We start from the raw sequence: 10,836 nt of genomic DNA on the forward strand, positions 1-10,836 counted from the left end.
TTGTTCGTCCATTTCGCGGTATCCATAAAAAGTATCTGCATCTCTATGTAGCCATGTTTGAGTGGGCTTACAATTTACGTTGGATTGATTTTGACTTCCTCCGCCGTCTTCTTGTCCCTCCTTTCACCTATTTACCCACATGAGCGATTTTATTACTAACTTCAACGACTCTATCCCTAATACTACACTCAATATTTTTGCTCAACGCGATCGCATCATCAATGAATATCGCAGCTACATCGAAAGCTTTCTCAAAATCTCCGATCTGCGCCTCAAAGAATTTGTCGAACAGGAGTTAGATAGTGGACATCTCTGGACACCACCCCTCTTGCAACTCACTCCCGCGTACAAAAATGGACGCAGCACCGATCAGCTAATTGCAGCAGGGATTCTGCACCCTGATTGCGCTAAATATTTTTGCTTTGAAGATCAACAAAAACAGAAACATCCTTTCCAATTTCGCTATCACCAAGAACAAGCCTTTGAAATTGCTCATCGCCAAGAAAACTACGTTGTCACTACAGGTACAGGATCGGGCAAAAGTTTAACCTATATCGTGCCAATTTTTGACGATTTACTCCGTAATCCAGACCAAACAGGCGTTAGGGCAATTTTGGTATATCCCATGAATGCCTTAATTAATTCCCAAGAAGAGGAGTTAAGGAAGTTTCTCAAAAATGTTCCAGACACCCATATTCGCGTTGAAAAATATACGGGTCAAGAAAGCCTAGCTGAGAAAACGGAAGTTCAAAACAATCCACCGCAAATCCTGCTTACAAACTATGTCATGCTGGAACTGATGCTTTCGCGCACCCACGAAGCAAAGTTTGTCCAATCCCAAAATTTAAAGTTTCTTGTCCTCGATGAGTTGCACACCTATCGCGGTCGTCAAGGTGCAGATGTGGCAATGCTAATCCGTAAACTGAAGCAACGGTGCGGTCAAAAGCTGATCTACATCGGTACGAGCGCCACAATGTCCACCCAAGGCGATCGCCAAGATATCCGCAAGACGATCGCAGATGTCGCCAGTAAACTTTTCGGTTCGGAGGTCAAACCCAATCATGTGATTGATGAAACCCTCAAACGTTCCATTGATCGCCCTGAGCCTGACCTTTCAGAATTAAAAGCGGAGATCGTTCAACTCTTACCTGAGCCATCAGATCCGCAAACCGATCTCGCCCTCTTTCGCCAACACCCTCTCCCCGCTTGGATTGAGATGAACTTTGGGCTAAAAGATGACAATGGACATTTGATTCGTCGTACTCCCATCGCCATCTCCACTGGTGCAAAGCAACTCGCTGAACTGACAGGACATCTAGTCTCTGAATGCGAACAAAAACTTACCGATGTATTGCTATGGGGCAGCCGAACAAAAGGTTTAACTTTTAGACTGCATCAGTTCATCTCACAAGGCGGCAGTGTCTATGCCACGATTGAACCAAAAGATCGGCGACACCTTACCCTTGACGGACAATACAGCACCACAGGCGATCGCTTGTTATTCCCTCTCGTCTTTTGTCGTGAATGTGGACATGATTACTACATGGTGCGTTGCGATCGCGAAAATCACCAAGTTACGCCCCTACTCCCCAACGCGATCGACTTTGACCCTGATAATACGGAGATTCAAGAGGGTTACATTACCCTTGATGAACCTGACTTATGGAGTGATGAAGATAGCGATCGCTTGCCAGATAGTTGGTTCAAGGTTACGAAAAGAGGTGGACGAGAACCCAAGAAAGGCTATAGCGATCGCATTCCGCAAAAGCTGCAAATTCTGCCCAATGGTAGGATTTCTGATAAATTAACTGAAGGTATTCCTTGTTGGTTTATCAAAAAGCCTTTTCGCTTTTGCCTGAACTGTGAAATCCTCCACGACGGGCGCAAAGCTGAGTTTACCAAGCTCTCGCGACTTAGCAGTGAAGGACGCAGCAGTGCCACTACTTTGCTCTGTCTCTCCACTGTTGAAGAACTGAAAGCCAGTCTCGGTGAAAATAATCATGCTGCCAAAGTTCTGAGCTTTACCGATAATCGTCAAGATGCTTCATTGCAAGCAGGACATTTCAATGATTTTGTGCAAACCACATTTCTGCGATCGTCTTTGTGTAATGCTTTGGCTAAAGCTAAACTACTTACTCATGAGGTTCTGGCTCAAGCTGTATTCAAGGAAATGAATTTGCCTGAAGAGGAATATGCTAAACAACCAGCACCTTTTGATACCAGTAGAAGAAATGAGAAGGTTTTTCGGAATCTATTGGAATATCGACTTTATGAAGACCTGCGACGGGGCTGGAGATTATTGCAACCGAACTTAGAACAATGCGGATTGCTACAAATCCAATACGAAGGATTGGAAGATGCTTGCAAAGATGAATCTCTATGGCAAACTATTGATCATCCTATCCTCAGTAAAGCATCACCTCAAGAGCGCTTTATTGCGGTTAAGGAACTGCTCGATTTATTGCGGCGCGAACTAGCGATCGATGCTGAGATATTAGAACCAGAACGAGTAGATCGACTATACAGAGAAGTTGCTCAATCCATTAGCGATCGCTGGAAATTTGAACTAGATGAAAATCTCTACAAAGCAAAATCAGCAATTTTCATCAAGGATAAAGATGATACTAGTTCAAGTAGCAAATCAAATACAAAATCAAATACAAAATCAAATACAAAATCAAATATAAAATCAAATATAAGGGAGACGATTTCCCTAAGTAAGCGTAGTCAAATTGGGCGATTCTTGAGTAGCAATGTAGCATGGTCATCTTTACCTGAAACCCTTTCAGAGCCAGCTTATCAAGAATTACTAGAAAAATTAATTACAGCTTTACGGGCTTCAGGATTTTTGACTGGAGATGCTAAAACTGTTCAGCTTTGCCTAACTAAACTTCAATGGCATACAGTCAAATTAGAGCAAATTCCTGTTAGCTTACTTACCTCCAAGCGTCTCCAAGGCAGCACTAATAGACATACCAAGACTAATAAGTTTTTCCAATCTCTATACGCAAGAAACGCAAGTGGCATTAAAAATCTTGAAGGTCGGGAGCATACAGGACAAGTTACCAATGAAAACCGCACTAAGCGTGAAGAAGATTTTAGAAATGGTAAGATTGCGGCTCTATTTTGCTCGCCAACGATGGAGCTAGGAATTGATATCTCTGACCTCAATGTTGTACATATGCGAAATATCCCTCCTAGCCCTGCAAATTATGCTCAGCGTAGCGGACGGGCAGGACGGAGTAATCAGGAAGCCCTCGTAATTAGCTACGCCTCCGTTGGCAGTGGACACGATCGATATTTCTACCAACGTCAAGGACAAATGGTTTCAGGGGTAGTTGAGCCTCCCAAACTAGAACTTGCAAACCAAGATCTCATGCAGTCCCATGTTTATGCGATTTGGTTGGCACAAACTGGTGTTGATTTAAAAAATTCCATGAATCAGTTATTAAACATGGATGCGCCAAATTACCCTCTTAATGATGATCTTCGAGCTAGATTTCAAACTACAAGTACAGGCGATTGCTTGCATAGATGCATTGAATCTGTTCGAGAAGTCCTAGCCGATCAGTTCTGTCAAGCTGATATTAATCGAGCTAGTTGGTACAGTGACAACTGGATACGCCGTACCCTTGAAGATGCCCCTAATGCCTTTGACCGTGCTTGTCAACGTTGGCGCGAACTTTATGCAGCCGCAGTCAAGCAAAGGGAAGAAGCCAGAAAGATTAGCGATCGCTTTGCCGCAGGTGGAATTAGTAATGCTGAGAGAGAGAATGCTGACAATCTAGAGATTGAAGCCAAAAGGCAAATAAACTTACTCATCGGGGCTACTAGTAATCAAAATCGCAACTTATCAGAACAGGAGTTTTCCCCCTACCGATACTTGGCTACGGAAGGCTTTCTCCCTGGATACAATTTCCCCCGTCGTCCTATTCGTACCTATATTCCTTTTGATGGCGGCAGATTCATTTCTCGACCTCGCAATGTTGCCATTCGTGAGTTTGCCCCCTCAAATATCGTCTATTACGAAGGTAATAAATTCCAAATTGCCAAAACCAAAATATCTGTTGGCGGCATTCAAGATGAATATACACAAGCTGCTTTTTGCTATTCCTGTGGTTACTTCCATGAAGGACAATCTGGATGGGATAGAGAAACCTGTGAGAATTGTGGCGCAAAGATTGAGGATAAAGGTAGATTAAATGCCAAAACCCATCGTTTGCTGGAAATGAATACCGCATCAACTAAACGCCGTCAACGCATTACCTGTGATGAGGAAGAGCGCCTAAAATATGGCTACACGATGACTACCCATTTTCGCTATGCCACACATAAGCGCGAAGTTGCTAAAGTCGTAGTTCAAAGAGAACAATCTACAGAATGTTTGATAGAAATCAGCTATGGAGAAACTGCCAATTTATGGCGCGTCAATCGAGGATTAAAAAATAACCGTGAAGAGATTGATTTTAAGCTAAACCCGAAAACAGGTGAATGGGGCGATTCTAATGGAGATATGGCAGCAGCAAATCAAGTTGTTAATCCTGAAGATCTTCCTCACAACCAAGTTATCCTGAAGGTACAAGAAACATCCAATATTCTCGTAATCCAACCTCAGAATATACCCAAGGAGAATCAAGAGGCATTTCTAGCTACATTACAATATGCTCTAGAGAGGGCTATTCAAGCAGTATATATGCTGGAAGAGAATGAGCTATCTTCTGAACGCCTTGGCAATGGTAAATACTTATTATTCTGGGAAGCTGCGGAAGGTGGCGCGGGTGTACTATCGCAAATCATTAGCAATCCTCAATCGTTTCAACGTATTGCTCAAGAAGCGCTAGATATTTGCCACTTTACAGCAGAACAAAATAAGCCTGACTGTGTAAAAGCTTGCTATGAATGCCTATTGTCCTACAGTAACCAATTGGATCATGCCTTGCTCGATCGCCATCTCATTCATGATTACTTAGATAAATTAACAACTAGCCTAATCGATCGTCATTCTCCAAATGTCAACAGAGAAGAACAATATCAAGCCCTACTTTCGCAAACAGATCCAAATTCCGATTTTGAGCGACAAGTGCTTCAGGAAATTTACGATCGCCATTACAAATTACCCGATGCAGCCCAATATTTTATTGAGGAAGCTAATATCAAACCTGACTTCGTTTACCTAAATGAGAAAATCGCAATTTTCTGTGATGGTTCTGTTCATGACTCCCCCGAACAACGCAAAAAAGATCGGCGCGATCGCGACAATCTAAGAGACTTGGCAAACTTTTATGTGTTAACTCTCCGCTATGACCAAGACTGGCGTTCAGAGATACAAAGTCTAAAGTTGCACTAGTCTTTATATGCCTTCACTTAATAAATTAACTAACTAATCCTTATGTCTAAGCCACCACTTCCCCAGCCCCAAAGCGATCGCACCCCAATTACCTTCGAGCAATACGAAGCCTACACTCCCGAAAAGTTAGAACTATGGCATGGCTTCTATGACTACGGCGACCCAGAGGACTTCAAAGGCTTTTACCGTGCAGTCCTCACCAACATGGGACTACGCGCCGCCGTAAGCCATGTCCCGTTTGCTAAGTGGTTAGCCGCTATCCAAGAGGTTGCTTTACAAAATCCCAAGCTAGACGATGCTTTGCGCGATCGCTTATTGCGAGCGATCGCTGAGTTGAATGAGGTTGTGGAGAGTTTGGAGTAAGGTGTTGTGTTCTATTGAAAATCAAAACCATGAAAAAGCAATACTTTGTAATAAATAGCTAAAAAAATGGCAGACGTACTCTTTACTTAGTTATACCAAATGAAGAAATGGCTACGCCATTTCTTCATTTGGTATAACTTTCATTAAAGTTAAAATTCATGAAAATCAAACACGCAATCAATCTACATAAGGGACTGACCTCGATAGTTGTCCTATCTCTAATGTCGGCATACAACAACTTTAACTTAGCCGCTTTTATATATCTGGCTTTGCATGGTGGGTACGGTATTCTTTGGTTACTCAAGGATCGTTTTTATCCTGATAAACAGTGGGAACAAGATTTCCCAATCGGAACAGTAATATTTACTTTTTTTGTGATTGGACTTTATTGGATAGCACCATTTATCCTAATCAGTAGTGGTTCGGAGCCTTCTAATATTTTAATTGCTTTGGCAGTATTTATTAATTTATTGGGTGTCTTTTTTACCTATGGTAGCGATGCTCAAAAATATTACACACTCAAATATAAAACTGGGTTGATTACAGAAGGCTTTTTTGCTCGTTCGCGCAATCCTAACTATTTAGGAGAGATTTTGATATACGTTAGCTTTGCAATATTGGCTCAGCATTGGCTCCCTTTCGTAATTCTTGGTGGATTTATTACAGGAATCTTTGTTCCCAATATGCTCAAGAAAGATAAATCTCTTTCCAGATATCCTGAATTTGAGGCATATAAAGCAAAATCTGGGTTGTTGTTACCCAAGCTATTTCCTACAACAACACCAATTCTCCAAGAGAATTAAGATTAGGTCTATGTAGTGATCGCAACTAGGATCGATAAGCTCTACTGGATGCGATCGCTGAACCAATCCGCCCCTTCACTAAAATCTTGCCTTGCAAAGGGGATTGGAAATTCAGGCATTCTCGCTAAGTAGGGTAAGACATTCTCTTGATTGCGAAAACCCGATCGCTGTCGTTCTAATTGCTTGACTCGCTTCTGTCTTGCCTGCTTGTAATCGAGCATCGGTGCGGGATAGCCGAATATCTGCAAATTTCCTCCCAACTTTTCAGTGGGTACTTCCGACAACTCTGGTAGCCAGCGCTTGATGAATTTACCTTCGGGATCGCATCTTGCGATCGCCACTTCACCAGGATTGTAAATCCGCGTCCATGACTTATCGACACAGTGAGTAACTCCTGCTTGCATTGCCCATTGGTAATGGTCGATCGCGCAGTCGCCATCAAGCAAATGCTGCATAAAATGTAAAGCTCCATAACGCCAATCCATTCCTAATAAATTGCTTAGGAAACTGGAATAGATCGCCCGACTGCGAAAGTTCAATTCTTTCCAGCCTCCCGTTGCTAATAAGCACCGAGCCGCCGCATCAACTATGGGAAATCCCGTAAGTCCTTGCTGCCATTGCTGATAAAGAGCGAGATCGAATTCCCATCCTTCATCGTCAAAGATAGCGTACAGCGATCGCAATTCTAGCTGAGGCATATAGCGAAACCTTTGATGGAATCCGCTTCCCCATCGCAATCGCGAAATCAATTGCTGGCTGCTGCGTCGAATCCGAAAATCTGGATCTTTTGTGAAGGCTTTGGCGAATTGCACGCATTCTCGGATCGAAATCGCTCCAACCTTAATGTAGGGACTTAAGCCTGTAGTGGCTTCTGCACTTGGATATGAAAGCCGCCAATAATAGCTTTCAGCTTTATTATCAAAAAATTCTCTAAGAAGCGATCGCGCTGGTTCCGTTCCCCCTTCTGGAATGATTTTCCCATCCCTTTGATGTCCTAACTCCTCTAAAGTGGGAATCTTTTCGCTAGCAACATTGTCTGGCACGACTATCCTTTGCGGTGGCGGCGCGATCGCCTCATTCATATCCTCATACCACTTTTCTCGATATTTGGGATAAGCACTTAGTTCATCAATACTGGCGGATGGCTCAAACCAGCGAATTTTCATTTGTCGCTCTGTTAAGGCGGCATTAATCTTGGCATCTCTAACTCTGCAATAAATGCGATCGCAATCTGTATGGGCATAAATTCCCTCTGCTTGGGTTTCGGCAATCAGATTCGGTAAAATTTCTATGGGATTGCCACTTCTTAAAATCAACCTTCCGCCTAGCTTCTGCAGATCTATATCTAAAGCTTTCAAGCAGTCCAAAGTAAAAGCGATCTGTGCTGAGCAAGCTTCGGGATGATGGAGTAGCGATCGCTCGAAAATGTAGATGGGAATAACTTGACCTCGGCGAGATGCTCTCAGCAAAGGTTCGCAATCGTAAATGCGTAAGTCCTGTCGAAACCATACTACGGTTAGCGGCATAAGTAATAGCTTTCTACTTGACGACTTCTTATTTAGAATTATACTTAGTTAGCTTAGACTTCAGCCAATTCTTCACAACCGTTTCAACGGGAATAGCCTGACTATCAACTTGATAATTCATCTTTTGCATATCTTCGTTAGAAACTAACCCAGCCAGTTGCGCGATCGCTCCGCGTACTTCTGGATATTTCTGTAAAATTGCCTGATTGAAAATTGGCACAGCTTCGTAGGGGGGGAAATACTTTTTATCGTCTTCCAAAATAAATAAATTTAAAACTGGAATCAGACCATCAGTAGAATTTCCTGCGATTAGATCAATCTTCTTTTGAGCAAGGGCTTGATACATTAAACCAATTTCCATTTGTTGCGGGGGCTTTTCAAACTTTAAGCCATAGGTTTTGGCTAATCCTGCATAGCCATCGGCTCTTTCTAAAAACTCATAACCAAATCCCGCTTGCCATTTGGGAGTATATGGTGCTGCATCAGATATCGTCTTGAGATTGAAGCGCTTCGCATCTTCACCGCGAATTGTAATCGCAAAGGTATTATTGAAACCCAAGGATGACATTACTTCCAATTGAAAATTGTCAGCGTAGTTTTGTTTAACTTGTTGATATACTGCCGCAGGATCAGTAATTGGAGGAAGCTTTAATACCGCCGTCAGTGCAGTGCCAGTATATTCCACATAAGCTGAAATTTGTCCCCCTTTTACCGCTTCATGACAAACAAAGGTTCCACCCAAATTAAAACGGCGATCGACCTGTAAGTTTGTGCGGTTCTCAATTTGTTGGGCTAATAATTCACCCAAGATTAACTGCTCGGTAAAGTTTTTAGAGCCAATGATAATTTTGGCTGGTGCTTGTTGGAGCAGAATAGTCGTTATCGCGGTAATCATCGCGATCGCCACAATACCCACAATCGTAAATTGACGATTAGACCTTGATTGTTTTATCTTCTGTTGAGTAATCTTTTTCTCTAACCAACCCAAACTAAAATCGGCAACTAGCGCCATGATCGCGGCGGGAATAGCCCCTGCCAGAATCAATTGATTATTAACAGTGGAGATACCACGAAAAATAAATACGCCCAATCCACCACCACCGATCGCGGCGGCAATGGTGGCAATTCCCACAGAAATGACTGTTGCTACGCGCACACCCGCTAAAATCACCCCCGTAGCAAGGGGCAGTTCCAACTGAGTTAATAATTGCCAATCAGTCATTCCCATCCCGCGTCCAGCTTCACGCACAGCAGGATCGATGTTCTGAATCCCAACATAAGTATTACGAATTATGGGCAGGAGGGCATAAAGAGTTAACGCCACGATCGCAGGAGTTTTGCCGATCCCACCTAGAAATGGAACCGATATGAGAAAGCCAAAAATCGCCAAGCTAGGAATAGTCTGTAAAGCATTGGCAATCCCTAGAACTAATGGAGCAAATCTAGGGCGACGAGTAATCAGAATTCCCAAAGGAATACCGATCGCAATGGCGACAACCATCGCCATAATGACTAAAACTAAATGCTCACCACTAAGGCGCAAAATTTCAGATGTATATTGATTTAGAAAATTAAACAACTCAGTAATCTCCAAGGTTTTTAATTGTGTCCTTGCCGAAGGCATGGAAATATTTAATTTCTGCTTTACAAATTAGTTGGCAAACAAGCCATAAATGCTTGGGCTTCGGGATGGGGCGATCGCATGAATTCTTCTTTAGATCCTAGTACCACTAGTTGACCTTCATGCATCAAGCCAATGCGTGTACCCAGAAAAAAGGCTTCTTGAATATCATGGGTGACAAATACGACAGTCTTTCCCAATTGCTTTTGTAAATAGCGGAACTGTTGTTGCAATTCCAACCTCGTAATCGGATCGAGTGCGCCAAAGGGTTCATCCATTAACAGGATTGGCGGATCAGCAGCTAAAGCTCTTGCAATGCCGACACGCTGACGTTGACCTCCTGATAATTGGTGAGGATAGCGATGAACAAATACTTCTGGCTCTAAACCCACTAAGTTCAACATTTCATAAACTCTAGCTTCAAGCTTTGGTCTAGACCATTGCAGCAAAGATGGAACTAGTCCCACATTTTCGCCAACCGTAAAGTGGGGAAATAAACCCGTCTCTTGGATTGCATAGCCAATCTTACGTCTGAGCGCGATCGCATCCCACTCTTGGGTAGAGCGATCGCCAACCAAAACCTGTCCTGAAGTTGGTATTAGCAAACGATTAATTAACTTTAAAGTTGTCGTCTTACCACTACCACTTCGCCCCAATAGCAGTAATGCTTCGCCTTGATTGATGGTTAAATTTACCTGTGACACAAGCTCTCGGCGACCTACGCGAAAGTTCACGTCTTGAAATTCCACCTTGACATTTGATAAATCGACATTTGGAGAATTCCTACTTGTTGATTGGGGCATATTACTAACTGCATACTTAATTTCAAAAAATATGGTCTTACAGCGCTTTGCGCTCAAACCCAAACCAAGATATTTTTTAAAAAGCTTGCTTCGCAAGCTTTTTAAAAAATATCTTGTGGTTCGTTTGATCAGCAATTGCTGTAAAACAACAGTATGCCTAGTTTACCTGATCTCCTTCCTTAGACAGGTCTGACTAGAAAAGAAGCTTTATCTGCCAAGAAAGTTTTTTGGGTAACTTGCCTTACAATTAAATTTAGTTATTTCGCTCATGTGGGTAAATAGGTGAAATGGTAAAATAGGAAAAAAGTTTTGACGCAACAACAGACATAAACATGATCAAGTTTCCCCTAACTGAACTGTTAGACGATCAAGC

The 10,836-nt window shown here is 42.6% G+C and carries 6 protein-coding genes; 3 read left to right on the forward strand and 3 right to left on the reverse strand.

Going from position 1 to position 10,836, the window contains the following annotated elements:
• Positions 1 to 139 precede the first annotated feature (139 nt).
• The 3 genes from H6F44_RS20665 to H6F44_RS20675 all read left to right on the forward strand — a co-directional run bounded on the left by H6F44_RS20665 (position 140) and on the right by H6F44_RS20675 (position 6,513).
• On the forward strand, positions 140 to 5,347 hold the full coding sequence (locus H6F44_RS20665; RefSeq protein ID WP_190352979.1) for a DEAD/DEAH box helicase: 5,208 nt from the start codon (positions 140 to 142) through the stop codon (positions 5,345 to 5,347).
• A 42-nt stretch (positions 5,348 to 5,389) separates the two neighbouring features.
• Positions 5,390 to 5,710: a hypothetical protein gene (locus tag H6F44_RS20670; RefSeq protein WP_190352980.1), complete on the forward strand. Its 321-nt coding sequence runs from the start codon at positions 5,390 to 5,392 to the stop codon at positions 5,708 to 5,710.
• A gap of 158 nt (positions 5,711 to 5,868) precedes the next feature.
• On the forward strand, positions 5,869 to 6,513 hold the full coding sequence (locus tag H6F44_RS20675) for a methyltransferase family protein (RefSeq protein WP_190352981.1): 645 nt from the start codon (positions 5,869 to 5,871) through the stop codon (positions 6,511 to 6,513).
• A gap of 41 nt (positions 6,514 to 6,554) precedes the next feature.
• Here the strand turns inward: H6F44_RS20675 and H6F44_RS20680 are convergent, their stop codons facing one another.
• From H6F44_RS20680 to H6F44_RS20690, 3 genes are read right to left on the reverse strand one after another with little or no spacing between them, the layout of a single operon-like run.
• Complete coding sequence (locus H6F44_RS20680; protein ID WP_190352982.1) at positions 6,555 to 8,039, reverse strand: FAD-binding domain-containing protein; 1,485 nt, start codon at positions 8,037 to 8,039, stop codon at positions 6,555 to 6,557.
• A 28-nt stretch (positions 8,040 to 8,067) separates the two neighbouring features.
• The gene (locus tag H6F44_RS20685; protein ID WP_190352983.1) at positions 8,068 to 9,663 is read right to left on the reverse strand and encodes a glycine betaine ABC transporter substrate-binding protein; all 1,596 of its coding nucleotides are present in this window, start codon (positions 9,661 to 9,663) and stop codon (positions 8,068 to 8,070) included.
• Positions 9,664 to 9,683: 20 nt separating this feature from the next.
• Positions 9,684 to 10,463: an ATP-binding cassette domain-containing protein gene (locus H6F44_RS20690; RefSeq protein ID WP_190352984.1), complete on the reverse strand. Its 780-nt coding sequence runs from the start codon at positions 10,461 to 10,463 to the stop codon at positions 9,684 to 9,686.
• Positions 10,464 to 10,836 lie beyond the last annotated feature (373 nt).

Source organism: Pseudanabaena cinerea FACHB-1277, from assembly GCF_014696345.1.
GTDB classification, from domain to species: Bacteria; Cyanobacteriota; Cyanobacteriia; order Pseudanabaenales; family Pseudanabaenaceae; genus Pseudanabaena; species Pseudanabaena cinerea.

Excerpts from the sequence above, each read along its gene's own strand:
- H6F44_RS20665 (WP_190352979.1), top strand. The coding sequence starts at position 140 with ATGAGCGATTTTATTACTAACTTCAACGACTCTATCCCTAATACTACA.
- H6F44_RS20670 (WP_190352980.1), top strand. The coding sequence starts at position 5,390 with ATGTCTAAGCCACCACTTCCCCAGCCCCAAAGCGATCGCACCCCAATT.
- H6F44_RS20675 (WP_190352981.1), top strand. The coding sequence starts at position 5,869 with ATGAAAATCAAACACGCAATCAATCTACATAAGGGACTGACCTCGATA.
- H6F44_RS20680 (WP_190352982.1), bottom strand. The coding sequence starts at position 8,039 with ATGCCGCTAACCGTAGTATGGTTTCGACAGGACTTACGCATTTACGAT.
- H6F44_RS20685 (WP_190352983.1), bottom strand. The coding sequence starts at position 9,663 with ATGCCTTCGGCAAGGACACAATTAAAAACCTTGGAGATTACTGAGTTG.
- H6F44_RS20690 (WP_190352984.1), bottom strand. The coding sequence starts at position 10,463 with ATGCCCCAATCAACAAGTAGGAATTCTCCAAATGTCGATTTATCAAAT.